Source organism: Akkermansia sp. N21169, assembly GCF_029854675.1.
Classification (GTDB): Bacteria; Verrucomicrobiota; Verrucomicrobiia; order Verrucomicrobiales; family Akkermansiaceae; genus Akkermansia.
On record NZ_JARWNC010000028.1, the window covers coordinates 51223 to 75555 of the forward strand.

16 protein-coding genes are annotated in these 24333 nt (G+C 51.8%); 5 read left to right on the forward strand and 11 right to left on the reverse strand.

What is annotated here, in order from left to right:
• Positions 1–3: 3 nt before the first annotated feature.
• The gene (locus tag QET40_RS02295; protein WP_280125555.1) at positions 4–927 is read right to left on the reverse strand and encodes an ABC transporter permease subunit; all 924 of its coding nucleotides are present in this window, start codon (positions 925–927) and stop codon (positions 4–6) included.
• 267 nt (positions 928–1194) lie between these two features.
• On the opposite strand from QET40_RS02295, the gene QET40_RS02300 reads away from it, so the two are divergent.
• A complete protein-coding gene (locus QET40_RS02300; RefSeq protein ID WP_280125556.1) occupies positions 1195–1644 on the forward strand; it encodes a 6-carboxytetrahydropterin synthase in 450 nt (149 codons plus the stop codon).
• Between the two features lie 54 nt (positions 1645–1698).
• Here QET40_RS02300 and QET40_RS02305 read toward each other — a convergent pair whose 3' ends face one another.
• From QET40_RS02305 to leuS, 4 genes are all read right to left on the reverse strand, one after another.
• Positions 1699–3087 carry a TonB-dependent receptor gene (locus QET40_RS02305; RefSeq protein WP_280125557.1) on the reverse strand — a complete coding sequence of 463 codons (1389 nt, stop codon included), beginning with the start codon at positions 3085–3087 and terminating at the stop codon, positions 1699–1701.
• Positions 3088–3131: 44 nt separating this feature from the next.
• Complete coding sequence (locus QET40_RS02310; RefSeq protein ID WP_280125558.1) at positions 3132–5666, reverse strand: transglycosylase domain-containing protein; 2535 nt, start codon at positions 5664–5666, stop codon at positions 3132–3134.
• A gap of 170 nt (positions 5667–5836) precedes the next feature.
• Positions 5837–6502: a ribulose-phosphate 3-epimerase gene (rpe, locus tag QET40_RS02315; RefSeq protein ID WP_280125559.1), complete on the reverse strand. Its 666-nt coding sequence runs from the start codon at positions 6500–6502 to the stop codon at positions 5837–5839.
• A gap of 27 nt (positions 6503–6529) precedes the next feature.
• Positions 6530–9112 (reverse strand): leucine--tRNA ligase, encoded by a 2583-nt coding sequence (gene leuS, locus QET40_RS02320; RefSeq protein ID WP_345783043.1) that lies wholly within the window; start codon positions 9110–9112, stop codon positions 6530–6532.
• 173 nt (positions 9113–9285) lie between these two features.
• Here leuS and QET40_RS02325 point away from each other — a divergent pair, with 173 nt between their 5' ends.
• On the forward strand, positions 9286–9738 hold the full coding sequence (locus QET40_RS02325) for a hypothetical protein (protein WP_280125561.1): 453 nt from the start codon (positions 9286–9288) through the stop codon (positions 9736–9738).
• Between the two features lie 100 nt (positions 9739–9838).
• Here the strand turns inward: QET40_RS02325 and QET40_RS02330 are convergent, their stop codons facing one another.
• Positions 9839–12802, reverse strand: coding sequence for an autotransporter domain-containing protein (locus QET40_RS02330; RefSeq protein WP_280125562.1), 2964 nt, complete (start codon positions 12800–12802; stop codon positions 9839–9841).
• The gene (locus QET40_RS02335) at positions 12747–13820 is read right to left on the reverse strand and encodes a hypothetical protein (RefSeq protein ID WP_280125563.1); all 1074 of its coding nucleotides are present in this window, start codon (positions 13818–13820) and stop codon (positions 12747–12749) included. The genes QET40_RS02330 and QET40_RS02335 overlap by 56 nt, the downstream gene beginning before the upstream one ends.
• 792 nt (positions 13821–14612) lie before the next feature.
• Between QET40_RS02335 and QET40_RS02340 the strand changes: the two genes are divergently transcribed.
• Positions 14613–15644 carry a hypothetical protein gene (locus QET40_RS02340; protein WP_280125564.1) on the forward strand — a complete coding sequence of 344 codons (1032 nt, stop codon included), beginning with the start codon at positions 14613–14615 and terminating at the stop codon, positions 15642–15644.
• A gap of 15 nt (positions 15645–15659) precedes the next feature.
• On the opposite strand, the gene QET40_RS02345 is transcribed toward QET40_RS02340, so the two are convergent.
• Positions 15660–16451 (reverse strand): glycosyltransferase family 25 protein, encoded by a 792-nt coding sequence (locus QET40_RS02345; RefSeq protein WP_280125565.1) that lies wholly within the window; start codon positions 16449–16451, stop codon positions 15660–15662.
• 330 nt (positions 16452–16781) lie between these two features.
• Between QET40_RS02345 and QET40_RS02350 the strand changes: the two genes are divergently transcribed.
• On the forward strand, positions 16782–18482 hold the full coding sequence (locus tag QET40_RS02350) for a phosphoethanolamine transferase (protein ID WP_280125566.1): 1701 nt from the start codon (positions 16782–16784) through the stop codon (positions 18480–18482).
• A 25-nt stretch (positions 18483–18507) separates the two neighbouring features.
• Here QET40_RS02350 and QET40_RS02355 read toward each other — a convergent pair whose 3' ends face one another.
• Entirely contained in the window at positions 18508–19506 is a 999-nt protein-coding gene (locus QET40_RS02355; RefSeq protein WP_280125567.1) for an SAM-dependent methyltransferase, read from the reverse strand.
• 19 nt (positions 19507–19525) lie between these two features.
• Positions 19526–20458, reverse strand: a complete 933-nt coding sequence (nadA, locus tag QET40_RS02360; protein WP_280125568.1) for a quinolinate synthase NadA — start codon at positions 20456–20458, stop codon at positions 19526–19528.
• Positions 20459–20817: 359 nt separating this feature from the next.
• On the opposite strand from nadA, the gene rpsA reads away from it, so the two are divergent.
• A complete protein-coding gene (gene rpsA, locus QET40_RS02365) occupies positions 20818–22512 on the forward strand; it encodes a 30S ribosomal protein S1 (protein WP_280125569.1) in 1695 nt (564 codons plus the stop codon).
• A 485-nt stretch (positions 22513–22997) separates the two neighbouring features.
• Here the strand turns inward: rpsA and QET40_RS02370 are convergent, their stop codons facing one another.
• Positions 22998–24251: a PA14 domain-containing protein gene (locus tag QET40_RS02370; RefSeq protein WP_280125570.1), complete on the reverse strand. Its 1254-nt coding sequence runs from the start codon at positions 24249–24251 to the stop codon at positions 22998–23000.
• Positions 24252–24333 lie beyond the last annotated feature (82 nt).

Sequence of the window (24333 nt, forward strand, 5' to 3'; positions counted from 1 at the left end):
GAATTAAAATTCTTTATTGCGGAAAATCCATGCGGAAAGCGTGGAATGAAAGAGGAAGTAGGCCAGAGTGATCAATGCAAGTTCACCCAGCAGGGGAAGGGGGATGGCTTGTCCGTTGACGGCTGCATCTGTGATGGAATACATGCTGAAATTGGGAAACACTGCCGAGATCCCTTTGGAGATGGCCATGCTCCAGTCGGAAATGCCGATAGAATGAGAGGATTCCATCCACATGATTTTGGCTTGTGTTTGGAAGATACCGACAACATACACGCCGAATGCCAGAAGCGTGCTGATGATTGTTCCTCCGGTCAGGCACGAAAGTAACAGCGTGATGGACGTCAGTACGGTGAACTCCATCATCATGACGAGCATGCCTGCCTGGACGTTCCATGTCGGCCCTTGGGCCGAGATGCGATCCAGAATTGGTGCGATGGAGTCTTCCTTGATTCCCGTACCGTGCAGTATCTGAGACTGCTCTGCGATGACAGTTCCCGTTCTCATCCACAGGATACCCGTCGAAAAGAGATCCATCACCAGCATGGCGAGCGTTGCCAATGCCAGAACGCCGACAGCTTTACCTACTAGATAATCGATACGGGGCACCGGCTTGCAAAGGATGGTGTAGAGGATTCGATCCTCCGTATCCTTGGGTATCAGAAGTGCCGTAGCCGTAACGCAGAAGACGAGCCCAAAGAGGCGCATGGCTCCGAAAGCCGAATTCTTAATGAGGGTCAGTTCGTTTTCCCCATACGTTTCCGGTCCGAGGAAATCGCTGGTACGAATGCAGTTGACAGCCAGAATTACTAGTGCGAACACCAGTAGAAAGATAAAGATCTTCATCCGCATTAATTGCGTGAAGGTAGCTCCGGCGATAACGGCGATCCGACGGGGAGATGGTACATATCCTGATGAGAGGAACGACATACAATTACTTTGATGAGAATCTCGAAAAAGTGAAGGAGATTTTTATCCTGCCGTTTTGAATGTCGCAGTTGGAGGTTCAATTTGATGGCTGGAATTACATTTTAGTAGGAATCTTCCGCATGGGGATGTCCGGGGGAAAATGTTTGCCATGACATGGAGGCTTTTACCGGAGGAGACATCAGTTCATGGATGCCGCCAGTCGAATTGCCCGGGATGCGGGGATGAAAGATTGACGGGAGGGAGGCATAACAGCACAATACCGATGTCATGTATCGTATCTGCAAGAGGATTGAAGTGGAAAGCGGACATATGTTGTCCAAGCATCCGGGCAATTGCAAATTCCCCCATGGTCATACGCGTGCCGTGGAGATGGTTTTTGTCGCTGATACTTTGGATGCCAGCGACATGGTAATGGATTTCAAGGTGATCAAATCGATGATGGGAGAATTTATCAATCAGTTTGATCATTCTTTGTGCGTCAATACGGATGATCCTCTGTACGGAATCTTCAAGCAGACGTATGGCGATCGTGTCATTGGCTTCGATTCCGTCGATCCGACGAGCGAAGTGATGGCCCGGACAATTTTCTTCCATGCAAAAGAAGCCTTGGAGCATGGTAAGGCTGGAGCATACGAGTGGCCGGTACGGCAAGTGGTGCGGCTGGAGCGCGTGCGCGTCTGGGAAACGAGTTCGTCCTGGTCGGAGTACGAGGAATAATTTCCGGTAATGGCGCGTTCTCTTGCGTCTTGGGGGAATGGGGAGAGGTACCCTTTACTTGAGATGCAAGGCGGAACGGTGTGCTTCTTCGGGAACGAGATCTTTCCAGGCGGGGTCGTCTTCTGCGATCATGCGCTGGATGTCGCGCGGAGTTTTCCGCAGGAGTGTTTCATTGAAGAAGGGGACGTCTATAACAAGATTGTTGGCGAGGAAGTGCTGGTAGAGGTACTGGTACTGTTCCGGGGCGCGGAAAGTACGGGCCGTGACAAATTCTCCGGATTTTCTGTTAAGCCAAGGGGAAACGTAGAGGCGTGTCTTGTGTTGGAAAGTACGTCCGAAGGATTCGAGAATACCGCCGGGAATATCTCGCGTCCATTTTTCCTTAAACAATTCATTGAGAAGGCCGATGGAAAGAGAAATGGCGATGGGCTCCCGCGTGAAATGGCCTAGGAGTTCCGATAGGCGGTCAAAACGGGTCATTCTGGTGATGAGAACGGTTTTGCCGAGTTCCTTGAGGCTATCGGCGCGGTAGAGGAAGTCCAGATGGTCTACGTCGTCTCCCCGCAGGAGGTTGTTCATGGAGATTTCGCAGATGTCCATGCAGTTGGCCCGCGTCTTTTCGTCTACCTGGGCCAGGAAGGTTTTGCGGACGGCATCCATGACTTCGAGGTGCAACTTGCAAACGGGATCGAAACTACCGCGCATGACGACCAAAGGACGTTTGTAGAGCACGTCGGCTGCCTGGGCTACTTCACCGTTCGGGAGAAAGAGAGTAGATTCCGTTAAGCCGGATTTGACGAGCTGCATGGCGAAGAGCCTGTTGTCTACCTTGGAAAATCCATGGCCTTCAAAGCGAAGGACATCGATTTCCATACTTGACGGGTCAATGTTGTCCATCAGGGATTCGACAAATTCTACAAGGCGGTCCCTTTTGTGATAGACCGCATAGAGAACATTGACGCCCAAAATTCCTAAGTCCCTCATTTGCAATGAATGAGAGGGGACATTCATGTTGACGTGGACAATAAGGTCGGAAGGGGGAGCTCCCGGACGAAGCTGAAAACGGACGCCGATCCAGCCATGCCATGGGCCTTTGTCCCGGTACCCCTTGACTTTGACTGTGTTACAGAAAGCGAAGAATCGGGTGTCCTGGCCTTTTGTGTTACCCAGGCGATGGACGAGCTGGCGGTATTCATAATCCAGCATTCCCTTGAGGCGTTCTATGGAAACATAGCGTTTGACGGGGCCGTACAGCGTATCGCTGACGGTCATGTCATAGGCGGAAATTGTTTTAGCGACCGTACCGGCGGCACCGGAGGCTCGGAAGAACCAGTTAGCGGTTTCCTGCCCGGCTCCGATCTCGGCAAATGTACCGTAAATATTACGTTCCAGGTTGATTTCGAGGGCTTTTTCCTGAGTCAGGGCGAGGGCTTTTGTACTCATGGCGGTGGAGAAAATGAACTGGAAAGAGGATGCGATGGCTCTGTTTACTCGATGTCGGGCATGTCTAGTTGTATCGACTTGGGGGCCGGCAGAGAGATGGTCGATTCGGAGGAATCGTAGATGGAAGATTCGTCTTCGATTGCCTGTGCGGCAGGTGCTTCGTTCGCATTGGAGGGAAGGAAATCGTAGTTGCGGCGCGACGGTGCGGTAATTTGCTCCGTGTGGTAGGGGTCTTTGCCAAGCAGGGCGGCTTGACGCGGCAGAATTGGAATGACGGGCAGAATACGGGCTTTACTGCCGGGACCGGCAGAACTGGCGAACATTTCCAAGGAGATAGACTCTTCCCCGTGCAAGTTGCAGAAGGGAAGGCTAAGATCGCCCTTGCGGAGGTATTCCGTGATCGTGGTCAGACGGTATTTGGGATTGGTTCCGTTGTCGTCAGCTTCCTGTTCATAGCAGTTTCGGGTAGCCCGCATTCCGGATTTGGTACAAATTTCCACGCTTTCTACAGTATCGGGCGGCGTGAGTTCCTTGGCAGGGAAGATGCGGACGGTCGCATCGAGTATTTTCGCCATGGCTTTACCGCAGGTATCGGAGGAAAAAGCGCCGTCGTAAATGGGCTTTTTGCCTTCGAGAAAACCGATCCAGATCCCGCAGGTGATTCTGGAATCATATCCGAACATCCAGTTGTCGGCGAAGTTGTAGGTGGTTCCCGTTTTGATGGCGCCGTTGAATTTTTCTGGCAGCAGAGGGGCTACTTTGCTGGCAGACCCGCGCTTAAGGGAGTCTTGGAGGATGGAGTGAAGTTGGAAGGCTGTAGCCGATGTGGTGGCCCGGACTTTTTTCCGGTCGCCCAATGCCTGGGGGGATTCCCAGATGACGTAGCCGGTTTCGTCTTCTACGCGGTCGAGGAAGTAAAGGTTCTCCGGGCGTTCTCCTCCGTTGGGGATGGCGGTGAAGGCCATCGTCATTTCCTTGAGGGAAGCCGGTTCCGTACCGACATAGATACGTGGACGATATACGGGATTGACCTCGGTCCCGGCTTCGCGGATTGGTTTTCGAATGCCGAATTCCTGCATTTTTTTGATGAAGGGCTTGGGACCGAGTTCCATGCCGAGACGCAAAGATGCGGCTATTTTTGATTGGGAAAGGGCTTCTCGCGAAGTAATATTACCTTCGTAACGGCTTTTGGGCGTTTCCGTGCCCCATTCTCCGAGGATGCCTTCCACTCCGCCGATTCCGGTGAGTCGGTTGTCGATGGCATCGTCGAGTACTTTGGAGGCAGGGGAATAGCCGGAATCGAATGCCGTAGCGTACAGGATGGGAAGAATAGACGTACCGGGGGGGCGGGCTCCCAGTTCAATGGCATCGTATTGGCGTTTGTTGTAGTCCCTGCCTCCATGGTAGGCGAGGATGGCTCCCGTGGCATTATCGACGATGAGGACGGAGCCTTCCAAATAGGCAGGCGGGGTATCCTGCCCGTTCTGGAAGGAAGAAGCTTTGATGTGCTTGTATCCGGGGCGGGCTTCGATGGTTTCCAAGGCCTGGCGCAGTGCTGTTTCGGAAGTTTCCTGGAGATTTTTATCGAGTGTCGTGTAAATTTTAAGTCCGGCGGCATTGACCCTGTCTTCTCCCAGGTACTGGGTGATCTGGTTGGCGATGCGTTCGTAGATGTGGGAAACTTTGCGCTGAAGGGGTTTGGGATTGAGGCCCAAGGGCATGTTTTTCAAACGTTCCGTTTCTTCTAATGTAATGTAGCCGGCTTTGGCCATACGCTCCAAAACGTGGTTGCGCCATTTCAGGTTTTTTTCCGGAGAGCGCAATGGGGAGAGACCGTTGGGGTTTTTGATCAAAGCGGCAATGGATGCGGCTTCCCGGGTAGTCAGTTCGGAGGGTTCTTTGCCGAAATAGCCGAGGGAGGCGGAACGGATGCCGTAGTAACCGCTGCCGAGGTAGACGCGGTTCAGGTAGAATTCGAGCACCTGATCCTTGCTGTATCGTTCCGTAATACGTTTGGCGAGGAAGATTTCAACGATTTTTCGCCCGAACCCGTTTTCTCCCCGTGCAAGGGCGCGAGACTTGAGATCGTAGGCGTTTCGAGCGAGTTGCTGGGTGATGGTGGATGCCCCCTGGTTGACGTCTCCGTTGGCGCGCAGAAGTTCCAGTGCGGCGCGGGACATGCCGATCAAGTCATAGCCGGGATGTTCCCGGAAGCGGGAATCTTCCTGGGCGATGAGGGCATTGATCATGTTAGGCGATACTTTGTCCAAGGTCACGTAACTGCGGTTTTCGACGTAGATACGGCCTATTTCTTCGCCGTTGCGGTCATAGATAATGCTGGGTTTTTCGAGATCGTTGATTCGTTCGAGATCGAATTCCATAGCCCACTTTTCGTAACGTTCCGTGACGAATGAGTAGAGGCCCCATCCCGCCAGGGCCCCCAGGACGCCAAGGATCAATGTACCTAACACCAGCAGTTTCAAAAACTTTTTGAAACGGCTTTTCTTGGAGTAGGCTGTATGGCGGCGCTTGTTGGCGATGTTGTGCCTGTGCGGGCTCTGTGAGCTGAGTTCTGACATATCCTGTATAGGCAGAAGGGCGGAAGGCGCTTGCATATGCTTGCGCTCACAGCGAACCTAGCTTATTCGGGCATGAAGATCAACTACAAGCAAGAGATATTGTGACAAACAAATGAGGGGAACCCCGTCCTGGACGGAATTCCCCTTTGGGATCAGACAGTGGTTTCCTCTCAGTATCTGTGTCTGAGTTCGTTGATGGCCATAGCCATGTCACTGGCTTTGAAGGTGGAGGAACCGGCGACGAGAACATTGGCTCCGGCCTGGGTGCAGAGGGATGCATTGCCGGATCCGATGCCTCCGTCCATTTGGATATGGAAGGAAGCTCCGTGTTCTTCCTTCCATTTTGCCGCTTTCTGGGTTTTATAAAGGACTTCCGGCATGAAGGACTGTCCACCGAAACCGGGAACGACCGACATGACAAGCAGGAGGTCGATTTCCCCCAGGTAGGGAACAACTTTTTCAAATGGCGTGGCCGGGTTGATGGCAATGCCGTTCAAGACGCCCGCTTCGCGGATGCGACGCAAGGTGTCGTGGAGGTAGTATTCGTCACCGAGTTCGACGTGGATGCTGATCAGGTTGACTCCGGCTTTGACGAAACGGTCGAAGTAATGATCAGGTCGTTCAATCATCAGGTGGGCGTCGAGAAAAGCTTCCGGGCCGACGGCTTCGCGGACGGCAGAACACACGGCAGGGCCGAATGAGATGTTGTCTACGAAGTGACCGTCCATAATGTCGAGATGGAGCCAGTCCGCTCCGGCGGCGAATGCGCGGCGTGACTCTTCCCCGATTCTAGTGAAATCGGCGGCGAGCAGTGATGGCGCAATGAGCGTACTCATGGGATTTTGGTGTCTGGCGGGGATGAATCAGGCGTTGGGAGTCACGACGATATTGATGAGTCGTCCTGGTACGACAATGACTTTGCGGATCGTATTGCCGTCCGTATAGGTTTTGATCTTCGGTGATTCCAGTGCCATTTTTTCAGCATCTTCGCGGCTGATTCCGGCGGGGACTTCCAGTTTGTCCCTGAGTTTGCCGTTGACTTGAACGACGAGAGTGACGGTGTCTTCCCGGAGCATGGCCTCGTCGCATGCCGGCCATGCGTGTTCGCAAAGCTGAGTGCGCGGCAAGGACGGGAACGAGTCGCAGAGACGGGAGTAGATTTCTTCCGTGATATGCGGTGCAAAAGGATTCAGGAGGATGAGCAGGTTGACGTAGTCTTCCAGAACGATGGCATCGGCGGATGTCATGGCGTTGACGCATTCCATCATTTTGGAGATGGCCGTATTGAAGGACATGGCTTCGATGTCTTCCGTCACTTTGCGGATGGTCTTGTGCACTTCCTTGGACACGGCGAGGCGTTTGTCGTTCGGAAGGGATGCAACGATCTTGCCGGAGGGCGTCCAAATGCCTTCCTGGTTTTCCATGAAGGCCACGCGCCATACGCGGGCCAGGAAGCGGGAGATGCCTTCGACTCCTTTGGTTGCCCAGGGTTTGACGTCCTTGAGCGGTCCCATGAACATTTCGTACAGACGCAGGGCGTCCGCTCCGTATTCCTGGACAATATCGTCAGGATTGACGACGTTACCCCGGGATTTGGACATTTTTTGTCCGTCTTCACCCAGGATGAGCCCCTGGTTGACGAGTTTCTGGAAGGGCTCGTTGGTCGTCAGATAGCCGAGGTCGAAGAGTACTTTGTGCCAGAAACGGGCGTAGAGGAGGTGAAGGACGGCGTGTTCCGTACCGCCGACATAGAGGTCGATGCCTCCCGGGTTGTGGTTGGCTCCCATCCAGTATTGCTCGACTTCCGGGGAGATGAATTGTTCCGAATTGTTTGGGTCGAGGTAACGGAGATAGTACCAGCAGGAACCGGCCCACTGGGGCATCGTGTTGGTTTCTCGCTGGGCTGTCGGCGAATACTGCATCCATTCGGTTGCCTTGATTAAGGGGCCGCGGGGGTCGCCCGTGGGCTTGAAATCTTCCATTTCCGGTTGTAGCAGGGGCAATTCGGATTCGGAGATGGCGTGGTGGTGTCCGTCTTCCCACACGATGGGGAAGGGTTCCCCCCAGTAGCGCTGGCGGGAGAAGAGCCAGTCACGGAGCTTGTAATTGACTTTGCGCCGGCCGACTCCCTGTTCTTCCAGCCAGTCGATCATTCTGGCCTTGGCCTCTCTTGTGGGCAGGCCGGTGAGGAAACCGGAGTTGACGCTGGTACCGTCATAGCCGCAATAGCCTCTCCAATCTTCGTCGGCGGATGGCGGCTGGACGACTTGAAGAATCGGCAGGCCGAATTTGGTGGCAAAGGCAAAATCGCGTTCGTCGTGTGCGGGTACGGCCATGATGGCGCCCGTTCCGTAGCCGGTCAACACGTAGTCGGCGATCCAGACGGGGATTTTGTCACCATTGACGGGATTGGCAGCGTAGGCTCCGGTGAAAACGCCTGTTTTATCCTTGGCGGTTTCCGTACGTTCCAGATCGCTTTTGCCGGAGCATGCAGCCCGGTAGTCGTCGACGGCTTGTTTCCGGTCCGGAGTCGTGATTTGGGCGACAAGTTCGTGTTCCGGAGCAAGCACCATGTAGGTGGCTCCGAACAGGGTATCCGGGCGGGTTGTATAAACGGTTACTTTATTGCCGTCTATGTCGAAATCGACTTCGGCTCCTTCGGATTTGCCGATCCAGTTGCGCTGGAGCATTTTGATGGATTCCGGCCAGTCGAGAGGTTCGAGTTCGTCAATCAGACGTTCCGCATAGTCGGTAATGCGAAGCATCCACTGGCGCAGAGGACGGCGTTCGACCGTGTTGCCTTTGGAACGCCATTCTTCTACCTCTTCGTTGGAAAGGACTGTGCCGAGTTCCGGAGACCAGTTGACGGATACTTCGGCGACATAGGCCAGGCGCCGGTCATCGATTTCATCGCGGGTCAGTCCCTTGGCTTCCAGTTCGGCAATGGGACGAGCCTTGCGGGATTCCTTGTCGTAATAGGAATTATAGAGTTTCAGGAAGATCCACTGGGTCCAGCGGACGTATTGGGCATCCGTGGTCGCAATTTCGCGGTCCCAGTCGTAGGAGAATCCCAGCATTTTGAGCTGGCGGCGGAAGTTGTCGATATTCTGCCTGGTTGTGATTTCCGGGTGTTGTCCTGTTTTGATGGCATACTGTTCGGCAGGCAGCCCGAAGGAATCCCACCCCATCGGATGCAGGACGTTGAATCCGTTCATTCGCTTGAAACGCGAAATGATGTCGGTAGCGGTGTAGCCTTCCGGGTGGCCGACGTGCAGCCCGGCTCCGCTGGGATAGGGGAACATGTCCAAGGCATAGAATTTTGGCTTGGATGCATCGAAACCGGGATCGCCGGGATTGGCTACTTTGAAGGTTTTGCGTTCCTCCCAGATTTGTTGCCACTTGGGTTCAAAAAGGTCAAAAGGATAAGGTTTCTTTCGCTCGGACATGACGGCGGACAACATAGTGAACATGACTCGTTCAATCAAGACAAACAAGCGCCTAAGTCCACATAGCCCCATTTCCTGCTTTTGACGCTTCGGAACGGCGGACCGGTCGGAAAGATTGCCAGTTGACCGGAATGGGCTTGCTTCTGCATGGGGAAATGTCCATGAGTTGTTCCATGAGAAAACTTCTTGTCAATGTTCCGTTTCTGGTAAGCCTTCTGGCCATTGTAGGCGTGTCGTACTATGTACTGCCTGCTTTCAGCGGTATTCGCGAGGCCGATTCAGGGAGCTGGTGGATTCTGTTTTTCCTGAACCTGTCTCTTTTTGCCGCATTTGCCTTGGCTGCTCTTTTTGTTCCCCGTACGTACCATCGTCCCCTGACGATGTCCCTGCTTATTACCTTGATCTGCATGTACGAACTTGCCTGGACGGGCTCTTTCCCGATGAATGAGGCGACTTTTGCTAGGATTCTTCCCGGGCGTATGGATCAAGCCATTGAAATGTGGATCGACGCATCTCTGGGCGCGTTGCAGTGGTCGTTAATCGGCTCCGCCGTGTACTGGATTTCCTTCGGAGTCATCCGATACGGAGTGAACCGTTCCCGCATTGTGTCCGGGAATGGGGAGTGAACTTGTTTTCCCCGACAATAAAACGGGATGCAACCGGTTCTGGCTGCATCCCGTTGATCTCGGGGGATTCCGGAGCGGACTCCGGAAAATGATGTACGACTTAGAAGGCGTAGCTTACCCCGGCATTGACTCTGTGGTAGGTTGACTTGTTCCTACCTTCGAATTCATAGCCGGCGTACGTCGTCCAGCGGGGATTGATTACAAGGGTACTGTTGTAATTGACTCGCACGGCATTGCGATCCGGACGAACCCCTCTGGAAGTCCAGGTGAAGTCATTCAACAAGCGAGTAGCCTGGGTTTTCGGATCGTTGCGCATGACGTCGGGGACGTAACTGACAGCCAAGCTGTTGACCCACTGAACGCCGTTGCTGAACTGGATGGACTTGCTGATTCCGACACCTACGGGAAGGCTCAGGTTCTTCAGGTCTCCACGGTCGAAATGCCGGGCGTCATATCCGGTTTCCGTGAATGAATTCTGGTTCACCTGAGTATATTCGATACCCAGGAACGGGGAGAGCGTCCAGCTCTTGTTCAGGTTGTGATCCCAGGTTGCCTGGAGAGTGGCGAATCCCATCCGGTTTTGCCATTTGCCATGGGAGGCTCCTCCTTCATAGTAGGAGTCCAGCTTGTTGGTGACCCAGCCGAATCCCGCGGAACCGTTGATGGTGATCGCATTGTTGGGAGACAACTGCTTTCTCCATGCTCCGTACAGCAGGGCTGTGTAGGAAGTTTGGTCCACTTCGCTGATCCAGGTGCGGCTCTTGTTCGTGCCATACAGATTGCCGAAGGCGGCGCCCAGAATGGTATTGGGAGTGAATCTGCGGTCTGCGCCTACGGCGTATCCGCCGCCATTGTAGTCATAGCCGTCGATGCCGTTGTGTGTGGTGTGGTAGGTGAAGTCACCCAGTCCCTTGATCCAGAAGTTGTTTTCCGGTCCCAGCAGGAAGCGGGTAATACCAACCTGTCCCAACGCAGCGTTGGAGACGGATTTGATATTGGACGCGGAGCTCCACATGGAGTTGCCGATATCTGAACCGGCCAGTTCCGGAAGGATTTCTTTGATCTTGGCGGTGGGATTCCATACGGCATACAAGTGCTCGTTGATTCCGTCTCCGTCTTCGTCTGTCCATTCCTTGGTCCAGTACCCCGCATATGTGTAGGGGGAGTCGACTACATTCGTTCCGGTAGCGGAGGAGTAAATGTCGTCAAAGTCCCCGGTGGTACCGGGAAGGGCTTCGTCGCCGATAGAGATGGCAAGGAAGTGCTGTTCCGTGGCCCAGCGGTTATGGGCATAATCGCTCAGGGAGTCGGCGACGCCCATCAGTCCGCCCATGGTGTGGCTGCTGGCCTGTTCGATGTGCAGGCCGGAGCTGTAATCGTCCATGAAGGGACGGAAGTCAAAGATGACTCCCTTGCTGATGTCAATGGTGTCGGCTCGGAACGTAGCTCCTCGTCCGGTTCTCAGAGTGACTCCGCTTTCCAGAGCAATTGCGTTGCTGTTTACGGAACTGTTGCCCGTAATTTCCAGGGTGCCCTTCTTGACGGTGAAGGAGGAGTCCTTGGAGAGATCGCTGTTTCCGTAGGTGACTCCGTCTTCCAGAATCAGCGTTCCGTCGTACAACGTAGTTTTGCCGCTTACGTTGAAGTATTTGGATTCATCCAGGCGCTTTTGCCAGTCTGCTTCCGATTCTCCTTCTGCCTGAGTGATCAGTTTGTCTGCTTCCGCACCGGAGAATCGGATGGTTCCCGCGAATTCCGGAGCAGTTCCGTCATACGGAGTGGCATCCACATCTTCGGACTTGTTCAGGTCAAAAGCGATGTTGTCATATTCGGCGCCGTCACCTCCATTGCGGAATGGATCGTAAAAGGTTACCGAATTTCCTTCCTGGGCGCGGAGCGCAACGCTGTCCATGGAAAAGGTCCCGTCGGTGCCGAAGACGATGGAATTGAGGATGGGATTGTCCCCTCCGCGTTTTTCCGTGTTGCCTTTGACGATGATATCTCCCTGATCTGCGGAAAAGACAGCATCATGGAAAGCAAGGTACATGGCGCCAGCTACGCCGTCGACGGCATTGTTCTCAATGAGTACGCCGCCGCGGTTGTTGATGAATTCCAAGCCGTTGTTTGCTTGGAGGGCGCCTACGTCCCATTTTGCCGTATTTTCGGAGATCGTGACCTTCCCGGTATTGACGAGGGAGATTTTCCCTTCTACGACCAAGGCTCCGTAGCCGTAGTCCGTTGATTTGTTTCCGGAAATGGAGATGTCCCCCGTGTTGGCAAAAGTCAGATCTCCGCGGAAGATGCCGACACCGTAGTGCCATCCTGCCGTGTTGTTGTCCAGGGCGATCTTTCCTGTATTGGTGAAAGATGTATCGCCCGTGACTTCCATGGCTCCGCTATAGTTGTCTGCGCTGTTTCCGGAAATGGAGATGTCTCCCGTATTGGCAAAGGTCACCCCTTCTTCGAATAGGGCCGCGCCCCCATTCCATCTGGCTGTGTTGTCGTCTATGGTGATCTTTCCTGTATTGGTGAAGGAAGTTTCGCCTTTGACGGCCAATGCTCCGTAGCCGTAATCTATTGATTTGTTTCCGGAAATGGAGATGTCTCTCGTATTGGCAAAGGTCAGGTCTCCCTGGAATTGACCGACACCGTAGCCCCATCCGGCCTTGTTGCCGTCCATGGTGATTTTCCCGGTATTGGTGAAGGAAGTATTGCCGCTGATTTCCAATGCCCCGTTATAGTTGCCTGCGTTGTTTTCGGAGATGGAAATATCCCCTGCGTTCGTCACGCTGAAATCACCATAAAAACGAAGCGCTCCGTTGGAACCTCCTGTAGAATTGCCTTTAATGGTGATATCGCCGGTATAGGCAAAAGAGGTTTTCCCGAAAACGGCGATACCTCCCATCTGTTTTCCGGAACTATTGTCGGAGATGGTGATGTCCCCCGTATTGGTCACAGTCCAGTCATTGGTAATCCAGCCTACGGCATAAGTATTGCCGGCAGAGTTATTAATGAATGTAATGGAACCGATGTTGTTGAGGATGGACCCCAAAGGCTCCGACATTGTTGGCCGCTCTGTTGCCGTCAAAGCGCAGGTCTCCCTGTACATTGGAAATGGTCAAATCCTGGCCGCTGTAAATAGCGCCGTAGTTGCCGTTGTATGCGGAAACCAGTGCGCCAGAATCAGCTACATTGTTTTTGAAGATGACGTCGCCGGCGACCGTATCTATCTTCATGCCGCCTCCGGTTCCCTCCTTGCCGTCAACGGTTCCCGCATAAGCGTAAATGGCGCCGGCCATCCATGCGGAGTTTCCCTCAAAGGTAATGCTCCCATTGATGTTCTGGAACGTGACGGCGACTTCTCCGGCCGGGATGTAATCCTTCAGGTTTTCGGAACCCGAGTTGGAGGCCCCTGCGTGAATAGCTCCGCCGATGTTGGAATAGTCTTCATGGGGGGACTGCCCTGTAGAATTATTGCTGAACAGGATGGACCCGGTGTCCTTGAAATTGACTGTTCCCCAGGCGAACAAGGCTCCTCCGAGAGCCTGGCCTTGCTTTCCGTCATTTCCAAGCGTGTTGTTGGTGAAGGAAATATTGCCCACCTGGGAGAATGTGACGTCTCCCCGGGCATTGATGGCGCCTCCGGCATTGGTATCTGTATTGACGATGGATCGGCAATTGTTGAAGGAAATGTCCCCCATGTCGGTGAAGATGAGCATTTCTGCGCGGATGGCTCCGCCTCCTTCGTTGGGGTTGATCCATTTAGTGTTGTTTATCGAGGAACAATTGTCGAAACTCATGGACATGCCCGCGCCGGTAAATGTCATGGTTGACTGGTTGGGCGGAGTGTGAGCAACCTCAATTTGATTGAAGAAAACGCTCCCTCCGAAAATGGTGTCTTCTGTCTGAAAGTCAGAGAAAGTCAAATCGTCTTTCAACGTATATGTGATGTCTCCCTGTGTCTCCTGACGGTTGGTAACGGAGCCCTGATGGAGATCCTGAGCCTGTTGGGCGGTCCCCATCTGGGTGATGGCGGCCGACATAAGAAGCAGGATCGCGGATACTGTGAATTTGGGTTTCATAATATGCGGTAAGGTTCTTTGCTTGATTGCAGACTTGATTCGAAATCCCGTCTGGAAAACAGATTGGGGATTGTTGCTTGCTTCAATGTCTGTAAGCGTTAGATTATATTAATTATTGTTTTTTACACGTGCAGACTTACCACAGGAAAAATCGGCTCAGGAATCATTTTTTATTGATCGTTGATTGTAAAAAGTCTCCATAGTTTGTTCATAGAAATATTGTTTGCGTCATACATATTGTATGAAATGGTATTTTCATGGAAATGAAACAAAATCTGTAATTTGATTAGTTTCAGTCATAATCGAATAATAGGTTGAGAGGTGTTATTGTTTCTGTTGGATAAATTTTATGGAAGTTGATCGATTGTAGGATTATGAACATTTTCGGAAAAATATACCATTATAGCTATAGGATGATTGGAAATGAATTTGATGCTAATATCGTGTATTCATGAGAAATAGATCAATAAAATATATAGGGAATGATGGTAAAATTTCAAAGATAATTCAATGTCGAATATAGGAAGAAACGAGTGAGGCTTCTATTTAATATTTCAAATAAATTTGAAGAAAATCAATGAATATATTGAAATATACCCTGTTTTATGCAAATAAAGAAAGACGCGTGGTGGGTGGTATTCGGACCTCCGGCTCCGGATTGATCGCTCCGGTCGGGAAGAATTGGTCTGCCCATGTTGAACATATCTCGTCACCGGGGGATGTTCTTGACACAAGAGTGTAAGCAATTAGACTCAAAAAACTGTATTCCGGATTGCAAAAAGCAGAACCGCCATGGGAGATATCATCAAAATCAAGGTTGTTAGCGACGAGCTTAGAGGGTTTCCCAATGGTGTTGGCGAATCCGTACTTCGGGACGATTGCCTGTTCATGAATGATGCCTGGACGAAGGACTACGACTGGATGGTGGTCTATGACGATTTTCCCCGGGGCGACGTCGGCACGATTGTGAGAGAGAAGGAATTGCTGGCCTGTCCTCGCGAGAGAACCATTCTGGTAACGGCAGAGCCGCCTTCCATCAAAATTTACAGTTCTCCCTTTACCCGTCAGTTCGGCTATGTTCTGACAACTCATCCGGCATGGTGCCTGCCGCATCGCGGATACAGACTTGGGCGAGGATGTCTGAGATGGATGGCAGGGTACGATCTGGAGGAATCCCTTTCCATGCCGAACTATCCGAAAGACAGGACTATTTCTGCCGTGTGTTCCGCCAAGCAGCAGAAACACACGCAGCATTTTCGACGCTATACCCTCATCAAGTATTTGCAGGATCACCTCGACGATATGGTTTGGTATGGCTGGGGCGTGAAGAATCTCGACCACAAATACGATGCCCTGAACCGGTACAAATACCACATAGCCGTTGAAAATTACATCAACGACTACCATTGGTCCGACAAAATTTCCGATCCTTTTCTGGGGTTGTGTCTGCCTTTTTATGCGGGAGATCCCAGAATCGGAGAGATCTTCCCGGAGGACAGCTACATTCCTATCCCTATTGACGATCCTCCTGAAGCTTTGCGCATTATTCGGGCGGCCATTGCCAACAACGAATACGAAAAACGCCTGCCGGCTATCCGCGAAGCCCGCCGTATCCTTGTGGAGAAGTATAACTTCTGGCAGCAGGTGGTAGATTTAATTCACGACCACATGGCTTCTCCTAAGGCTCAACAGGATAAGGTGAAGCCGAATTTTGTGTTCAAGGGGCGCCATGCGTTGCGTTGGAATCCATTGAACCTTTGCATAGAAGGATTCGAAATAGCCCGCTACAAATTGTTTGCGCTGGCAAGCAGTAAAAAGTATTGAGCGTGTCTTTCCGTATTACTGGAATTTGATAGAGGCTTTCATGCGTTTTTGCATACGCGTCTTGCCCATGGATGTCCCCATGATGCAGAAGCGGTGGAAAATGTACTGCAGGAGGGTACGCTTTTTTCTGTCGTTTTGGGATCGGTTGTTGTCCTGATTGATTTCGCTGATCGGAGCAAAATGTTCATCGGGCCAGGCAAGATCGGGCTGGACGCCGGTAGCCACGAAGTCCCCGTGGAAACACGCGTAAGCCAGGAATCCATCGAAAGGAAGCCAGTATCGGCGGAAGGCATCCAGCATTTTTTGAGCTCCGGCTTTTGTGTATAGAATACTCGTTGATTCCCAAGGGAATTTCTTAGGAAAAGTCAATTCGCATTTGCGACCTGCCTGGGAAGGAAGAACATGGTAATGCGGAGGAGCTGTCCAGAGTTTGATGCAATCCCATCCTGATGTGTGCTCAAGGATTTCATCCAGCAATTCAACAAAGTCGGGATGGAATGAAACATCGTCTTCGTTGACAACGCAGTAATCGTACTCCGATTCAACAAATAGGCGCAGTGCCTTGAGATGGCTTTGAATGCAGCCGAGTTCGTTAAGGGTCATCCCTGCGGGGAATTCCTTCAGCCTTCTTTTCACATCATACTCCGGCAAATTGTCCGGAGACAGGTCTTTCCCATGGACGGCGGGAACGATTTGAAGAGGGATTCCCACTTTTCGGGCTTGCTCTTCCACGTGCTGGCGTCTGGCAACGGATTGCTCCAGGTTGATTGCCAGGTGCAAAACCTTGGTAAGGGCAGATGATTGCATGATGATGATTTTGTTGGGAAATGTCTGTTTTAGAAACGAAAGACCCGATCTGGTGGGAATAGAGTTTATTCTGTGGGTGTTTCGAAGAGAACTAAAGACATTTGAAGTAAAACGGATTGATAAATCGCTTGCAAGAAAAATTTGACGTGAGACGGATTGACAAACCGCTTGCAAGGAAAAAAATTCTGCCTCTGGAATAATTATATTCCAAAAAATAACAGACAAGGGGGATTGATGTTGTTTTTTTGATGTTTTATTAGGTTCTCATTATTAGTGCCTTATATTATTAATAAGCGGTTTGTCAATCCGCTATGTATCCAACAACACTAAATGCCTAAAAAATCAATCATTATGGGGAAAATTAAAATTTTAAACTATTTTTCTTTGGTGTGGAAACAGTTGGAACGATGGATTGCAATAAACAAATTACCGCTTTCAATTGCTTTGCTTGTTTCTTTATTGTACGTCGTTTTATTTGATGTCGGCGTACGTGAATTCTCAGGAATGGCTCTTGTTTGGAAAATACTTTATACAACGGTTCAGATTTTCCTTTTTACCTTACTTTTATCGCGCTTGAAGTATGTTGGCGGAATTATTTTTGCGTTAGCCAATGTTATAGTAATTGTTTTACAATATGCCAAGATTGTTTTTTTCCTTGATTTGTCTCCGGCAATTGTCAATGCGACATTCCAAACGACTTGGAATGAGGTGCTTCCGTTAATTAATATCTATATTGTTCTGGCAATATTGGCTTGTTTGTCGTTAAGCTTTTTATACATTAACTGGTTGAACCGTAAGCTCATCGTCGCCCATAACTGGTGGTGTTTGGGAGGGTGGCTGGGTTTGTATGTATTTTACCTGCTTCTTCCCGGCATGTTTGCCTATAAGCAACCATGGGTTCTATGCAATACGATGACGCGCGAAATTTTGGAGAATCCGTTTTTAAGGGAACATGCAGAACGTGAATATTCCTGGTTATGGAAGAAGAATGTTAGAGAGCACTTCCTGAGTCCCGCTTTTAAATACAACAGAATTTTGTCGTATACTCGCGATTATTTCAAGAATATCGATACGCAAGATCCGGCTGTTTTAGCATCTCATGCCGAACGGGAAGACGAACCTATGGTTTTTGTGCTTGTCATCGGGGAATCTTTACGCGCAGATCATTTTTCTCTTTTTGGATACGACAGGGAGACCAACCCTTTGCTTTCCAAAATTCCCAATCTTTATGGATTCCCTCGTTTCTATTCTTTTCAGACGGGAACCTCGTCGTCAATTTATGGTATTTTGACAAATGCCGATATAGAACATCCACATGCAACAATGAAATCATTCGCATCGGTGTTAAAGAAGCACAAGTTCAAATGCTCTTTGATTACGTCAAATTATGGGGTCATGACCTTTTTTACAGCGGCCCATATCCAGCCTTCGTTTACGACTTTTGCTGATTCTGTTACGGATTGCGAATACGGCAACACGCCTGCACTGAAAGCATTGTCGCAGGCGGTCAACAGTAGCCCCCGGCAGCTTGTCGTACTACAAAACGGGATGGGACATTTCCCGTATTATTGTGATGAACGGTACAAGAAATACCAGCCATGTGATTTTAACGGCGATCCGCCGTTTCAAAAGAAAGAAACGATGGAACGAATGTTGAATGCCTACGATAATTGTGTGATCGGGATTGACGATTTTCTGGCTCGATCCATCGCGATTCTCAAGGATAAAAGAGCTGTTTTGCTATTCGTATCTGACCATGGGGAGTCGTTCGGGGAAAATGGAAGATGGTCTCATTGCGGGCCTCTGACGTGCAGAGAACAGAGACATATTGCAGCTTGTATTTGGTTTTCAGATAAATACAGGGCAACCAACGCCAGGCAGGTAGAGAACATTTTGTCTCACAGGAATCAACCTTTGTCACACGATCACATTTACCACACAGTTATTTCCGTATGTGATATTCAGTCACAGGTTCAAAATCCCAAGCTGGATTTAACGAATCCTGAGATTGAAACAGCCAAGGAACCGTAAGCTGTCAGGATTGTGCGACAGGAGACTAGTTTCTTGTTTGAATGAGGACTTTGAATTCGGCTCCTGCTCCTGCTTCGGCGGTAAGGAAGCGGTCCTGAAGGGAGCCGGAGGCATAGGGCAGAAGGTAATCCCGCTGGGTGAGGTAGTCGACTTGATCTCCGATGCATTGGGCGCAGAGGTCTTTTAGCGCGGAGAAGTTGACGTCGCAGGTGACGTCCATTTTTCCCGGGTGAGCGTAGACATCCATGCCGGTGAACATCCGGTGGTTGTAATAGGCGCGTAATGTGCCGTGAGGCCTGCGGGCGTAAAGCTGCCGGAAGTCGTCTCCGTAGTCGATCGTGGTCATGACTCCTGATTTCCACTGGGGAAGCCAGCTGGTGAACCAATGGGCGTAGGAATCGTGTATTTCGATCCTCTGGCCGAGTCGTGTGCAGGAGTATTCCAGAATGGAAACCCGGGGGGGCTTGGTAATGGGGCGCAGTTCTTCCGCTATAGCTCCGTTTTTGACGGTAAGTCCGACTTCCATCCATCCCTCTTCTGTTTGTTCGAAAACACGTGCGGGGAAGGCATCCACCAATTCGTTAGAGAAGATGAAGGCGCGTCCTTTACAGGCTTTGAGGGCTTTCTCCATATTATTGTGGATGGTGGCGCGGTTGCCGAGGGCGAGGTATTGGAAGTCCCTCAGGTTTGGAGAAGACTCCACGATATGATAATGGACGGAGAGGCGTTTCCAGAAGCCGAGTTCGTTCATGACGGCCATGGCGAGGGCGGCATTGCCGGCTCCTATTTCGAGAAAGGGAAGTTTTTTTCCTGTCGTTTCACAGGCCTGCCGCCATTTGTCGACGAGAGCCTTGGCCAGGATGGGAGAGAGTGTGGCTGTCGTGGAAAAGTCTCCGCGGATACCGATATTCTGGATGGAAGCGCTGTAATATCCTTCCCCCGGATGGTAAAGGGCAAGCTCCATGAATGCGTCGATAGGCATCCATCCTCCGGCGGAGGCAATGTGGTCGGATAACCTGATCATGGTGGGGAAGGGGAGCGGGTTACCGGGAGAGTTCCAGCATGCGGAGCAAGGGGGCCTCGGCGCGTTGACGGAGGTCTTCCGGCAGGTCGATGACGGGGGTGAGGTTGGCGAGTGCGTCCCGGAGCTTTTCCAGCGTGTTGAGTTTCATGTAGGAGCATTCGCTGCAGGAGCACCGGGGTGTGGCCGTACTGATGAATTCCTTGTCCGGTACCATCTTGCGGAGGCGGTGCAGGATGCCGGCCTCGGTGACGATGATAAACTGTTTGTGCGTGCTTTCCCGGCAGTAGGGAATCATTTTTTCCGTCGAGCAGATATGGTCGGCAAGAAGGCGTACGGCTTCCGTGCATTCCGGATGGCAGACGAGGGCGGCATCCGGGTAGGCCGCTTTCAGTTCCTGAATCTGGCGTGCGGTGAATTCCATGTGGACGTGGCAGGCTCCGTTCCACAGGTCCATCGGGCGATTGAGTTGTTCCATAACCCAGGAACCGAGGTTTTGGTCGGGGACAAAAAGAATGGGACGATCTTTCGGAGCTTGGGAAACGACGTGAGCCGCATTGCCCGACGTGACGATGACGTCCGCCAGAGCTTTGACCCCGATGGAGCAATTGACATATGCGACAACGTAGTAATTTTTGTCGGCATGTTCCTTGAGGAAGGACTCGAGGTCTTCCGCCGGGCAAGAGGCTTCCAGGGAACAACCGGCATCCAGGTCGGGCAGGATGACCGTTTTCCCGGGATTCAGGATTTTGGCGGTTTCAGCCATGAAGTGGACGCCGCAGAAGGCAATGACGTCGCAATCGGCTTCCTGTGCCTTGTAAGCAAGAGCCAGGGAATCTCCCACGAAATCGGCAATGTCCTGAATTTCCGGACGCTGGTAGCTGTGGGCGAGAATGACGGCGTTGCGTTCCTGTTTCAGTCGCAGAATCTCGGCTTTCAAATCGAAATCGACCATGCGGGCAAGATGAAGCCGAAGGACTCCCGAGTCAAGGAGGAACCCGGACCATGACGTCTAAGCAATGTCTCGTACGTTGCTGATGCGCTGCACAAGAAGGGTTCAGGGAAGACGGTCGGCTGCATCGGCGGAGAGATGAAAAAAGAGGGGAATATGATTGAGGTTTCATCCGGTTTTTCATTCGGTTTGATATAAGTGTTATGATTTGCCGGATATGCAAAAATAGTCTTGCAAATTTGGCCGGACGTGGTATTTGAAGCCATCCGTTATTTCGCCCGGCGGGGCAGGTGCCCCATATTCTCGCCGGTGATCGGGGCCATGAGAAAGCACGGAAAGATCAACTCATCAACCAAACTTAAATGAGCAACACTGAATTGTTGGACTTGATTGACAGCAAGTTCCACGAACTCCGCGAAGGTTCCATCGTGAACGGAACCATCATTGATATTCGCCCCCAAGTCGTCCTCGTGGACATCGGCTACAAGTCCGAAGGCGCTATTTCCATCTCCGAATTCGAAGACGAAGAAATCGAAGTGGGTGACGAAATCGAAGTCCTCCTTGAGCGCCTCGAAAACGACGAAGGTATCGTCGTCCTTTCCAAGGAAAAAGCAGCCCACAAGCAGAATTGGGAAAAAATCGTTGCCGTGTACCGCGAGGGCGGTCTGGTCAAGGGCAAGGTCAAGAGCGTCGTCAAGGGCGGCCTCATGGTCAATGTCGGCGTAGAAGCCTTCCTTCCCGGTTCTCAGGTGGATATCATCCCCCCGAAGGATCTCAACGAATACGTTGGCAAAGTTTACGAATTCAAGATCGTCAAGGTGAACGACGAACGCAAGAATATCGTTCTTTCCCGCCGCGAAGTCATTGAAGCCGAACGCGCCGAACAGCGCCAGCGCTTCCTTGAAACCGTCAACATCGGCGACAAGGTCGAAGGTATCGTCAAGAACATCACGGACTTCGGCGCATTCGTCGATCTCCGCGGCATGGACGGCCTGCTCCACATTACCGATATGAGCTGGGGCCGTGTCAATCACCCGAGCGAAATGCTCCATATTGGCCAGTCTCTCGAAGTCATCATCCTCGAAGTCGACCGCGACAAGGAACGCGTTTCCCTCGGTCTCAAGCAGATGTCCGAAAACCCCTGGGCCGATATCGAACGCAAGTTCCCGATCGGTTCCCAAGTGAGCGGCCGTGTGACCAAACTTCTTCCTTACGGCGCATTTGTCGAACTGGAAAAGGGAGTGGAAGGCCTTGTGCACGTTTCCGAACTTTCCTGGGTGAAGCGTATTACGCGTCCGAGCGACGTGTTGAAGCTCGATCAGGAAATCGAAGCCGTCGTGCTCTCGATCTCCCAGAAGGAACAGAAGATCTCCCTCGGCGTGCGTCAGCTCGAAGCCAATCCGTGGGACGATATCGAAAAGCGTTTCCCGATCGGTACGGTTATCAAGGGCCAGGTGCGCAACCTGACTCCTTATGGTGCTTTCGTCGGCCTGGAAGAAGGCATCGACGGCATGATCCACGTTTCCGACATGAGCTGGACCCGCAAGATCAACCACCCCTCCGAAGTCCTCAAGAAGGGCGACGAAGTGGAAGCCGTTGTTCTCGAAATCAAGAAGGACGAACAGCGTGTCTCTCTCGGTATCAAGCAGCTTGAAAGTGATCCGTGGGAATCCATCAATGACCGCTTCAAGGTTGGCGACATGGTGACCGGTCAGGTTGCCAAGATTGCCAGCTTCGGTGCGTTCGTGAACCTCGACGGCGACATCGACGGTCTGATCCACATCTCCCAGCTCAGCGAAGAACATGTGGAACGCGTCAAGGACGTCATCAAGGTTGGCGACGAAATCAAGGCCCGTGTGATCAAGGTGGACAGCATCGAACGCCGTATCGGCCTTTCCATCAAGGCTGTGGATTACGACGCCGAACAGCTCCGCCGCGAAACCGCTTCCTTCGAAGCTCTCCGCCCGAGCAGCGACATGGTCGGCCTCGAACAGGCCTTCAATCTTGCCGCCCTCCAGCAGAACGGCGAAGAATGGAGCCCCTCCGAAGAGAAGTAATTCTTTTCGCTGGCACAGGGTTTGCCTCAAGGCAGACACATCAATAGCATTTCAGCACCGCAGGTTTTCCTGCGGTGCTTTTCTATACTCCATACAGAGGGAAGTTCCCTTGGGATGAAATGTTCCTCAAGGTTTGAGGGACAGGTGTTTTTCAGGCCGGATTTGGCGGGAAAGGAAGTACGGAAGGACGAACGGATTTACATTGACTATGGGAAGATGCCCTAAAGTTTTCTTCCGTTTCCGTATCAAGGAGAGGAGCTTATGAATGAGGGCTTCAGCCCCAATCCGAAGCTTAATGACGAGGAGAGGAAAGGCTGGTTTATCTGAATAATCCAACGGGCAATTTTTATGGTTCGGTACAACAGAGTTAACCTTTTCCTTCCGGATGGACAGAAGACAAACGATTATGATTGAGCAAAAAAAATCTGCTGTTCGTCTCAAGTAAACGAACAGCAGATTGTTAAGATTTTATATGTGATCAGGCTTTATTTGACCACCGGCCAAACGAGGCCGACCGGGTCGAAGGGAGGCGCTTCGCCTTTGGCTGGTTCCGGCAAAGCGTAATTGGTACGGAACAAGGGGAGGATGGGACTGCCGAATTGCTTGTCCTTTTTGACGTCCTTGGCTCCGATTTCTTCGATCAGGAGAATGGCTCCCATTTCTCCGCCGGGGATTTCCGAGACGAGGATTTCGATGGGGTACACCTTGTTGGCTTCCACGGTGAATTCCGCCCCGGTGGCGAGACCGCCCAAAGCGTTGTTCCAGTGGTTCATGCCGGTGTACTTGTACATGGGAACGGGGAAGTTTTTGTAAATGCCGGCTTTCCGTAATTCCTTTTTGATGACGTCGTTCTTGGACTGGCCGGTCATGTACTTGTAATATTCGCCTCCGGCAGTAGCGCCGCCTTTGGTAACGGTGAGCTGGTACCACCCGTAGTCGAAGACGTTCTTGCCGTCGAATCGTACGACGATGGCATCGTCACCGGCGCCGACAAAGCGGAACGTTCCCGATTTGGGAGCGGCGACTTTGCCCCTGTAAATGGCGCACCAGCGGCTGTCCTTGACCTTGCCTTCGCACTTGAAGGCTTTGGGGGCTTCCGTTGCCGCACGCCGTGTGATGAAGATGTGGGGATTGTACAGTTTAGCCGGAGATTTGTAGTATTTGGCGAACTTGCTTTCGTGCCATCCGCCGGTGATGAAGTCCTTCATGAGAAGGGCAGCCTGGTCGGGCGTGATATTGGTGGGGGAACCGGCAGCGGTTTGTTTGAAGTCGTAGAAAGTACCGGTCAACATGCTGCCTCCGGGTTTGTCGCTACCGAAGTTACCGCCTTCCGTACCGAGATCGTCACCGACACCGGCGCCAAAATCGACACCCAGTTCAAGGCTTTGACCGAGATCGGCCACATCGGGCGTATCAATATCCACCGTGGCGATGGCTACATCGCTGACGGCATTGGATGTAATGATACTGGCATGGTTTTGTACGGAGGCCGAGGGGCGTGTTGTAACGCGTTCGGGCGTAACCGGATTGTCGTTGGGGGGGCCTTCCTCGTTAGAGGCGACATAGGCGACGACTTCGGGCTGTTCCGGAGAAGAGACGACGATGGCAACTGCGTAAAGCAGAAGACCGCCTAGCACGGTGGAAAGCACTGCCGTCAGAAGAGCGGTAAGCATGTTCCGCGTCTTTTGGGTGCGTAGCGCCTTGTCCGCGTCGTCCGTCATGCTGATGTGTAGACTCATAGCTTATTGCGGGGTGATAGTGTTACTGACATTTTTATCGCATATATCCGGACATTTGAAAAGTAACAACAGGGTAACAATT

What these genes read in the sequence shown, in the direction of transcription:
- QET40_RS02295 (WP_280125555.1), bottom strand. Translation starts at nt 927, where the DNA reads ATGTCGTTCCTCTCATCAGGATATGTACCATCTCCCCGTCGGATCGCC.
- QET40_RS02300 (WP_280125556.1), top strand. Translation starts at nt 1,195, where the DNA reads ATGTATCGTATCTGCAAGAGGATTGAAGTGGAAAGCGGACATATGTTG.
- QET40_RS02305 (WP_280125557.1), bottom strand. Translation starts at nt 3,087, where the DNA reads ATGAGTACAAAAGCCCTCGCCCTGACTCAGGAAAAAGCCCTCGAAATC.
- QET40_RS02310 (WP_280125558.1), bottom strand. Translation starts at nt 5,666, where the DNA reads ATGTCAGAACTCAGCTCACAGAGCCCGCACAGGCACAACATCGCCAAC.
- rpe (WP_280125559.1), bottom strand. Translation starts at nt 6,502, where the DNA reads ATGAGTACGCTCATTGCGCCATCACTGCTCGCCGCCGATTTCACTAGA.
- leuS (WP_345783043.1), bottom strand. Translation starts at nt 9,112, where the DNA reads ATGTCCGAGCGAAAGAAACCTTATCCTTTTGACCTTTTTGAACCCAAG.
- QET40_RS02325 (WP_280125561.1), top strand. Translation starts at nt 9,286, where the DNA reads ATGAGAAAACTTCTTGTCAATGTTCCGTTTCTGGTAAGCCTTCTGGCC.
- QET40_RS02330 (WP_280125562.1), bottom strand. Translation starts at nt 12,802, where the DNA reads ATGTCGGAGCCTTTGGGGTCCATCCTCAACAACATCGGTTCCATTACA.
- QET40_RS02335 (WP_280125563.1), bottom strand. Translation starts at nt 13,820, where the DNA reads ATGAAACCCAAATTCACAGTATCCGCGATCCTGCTTCTTATGTCGGCC.
- QET40_RS02340 (WP_280125564.1), top strand. Translation starts at nt 14,613, where the DNA reads ATGGGAGATATCATCAAAATCAAGGTTGTTAGCGACGAGCTTAGAGGG.
- QET40_RS02345 (WP_280125565.1), bottom strand. Translation starts at nt 16,451, where the DNA reads ATGCAATCATCTGCCCTTACCAAGGTTTTGCACCTGGCAATCAACCTG.
- QET40_RS02350 (WP_280125566.1), top strand. Translation starts at nt 16,782, where the DNA reads ATGCCTAAAAAATCAATCATTATGGGGAAAATTAAAATTTTAAACTAT.
- QET40_RS02355 (WP_280125567.1), bottom strand. Translation starts at nt 19,506, where the DNA reads ATGATCAGGTTATCCGACCACATTGCCTCCGCCGGAGGATGGATGCCT.
- nadA (WP_280125568.1), bottom strand. Translation starts at nt 20,458, where the DNA reads ATGGTCGATTTCGATTTGAAAGCCGAGATTCTGCGACTGAAACAGGAA.
- rpsA (WP_280125569.1), top strand. Translation starts at nt 20,818, where the DNA reads ATGAGCAACACTGAATTGTTGGACTTGATTGACAGCAAGTTCCACGAA.
- QET40_RS02370 (WP_280125570.1), bottom strand. Translation starts at nt 24,251, where the DNA reads ATGAGTCTACACATCAGCATGACGGACGACGCGGACAAGGCGCTACGC.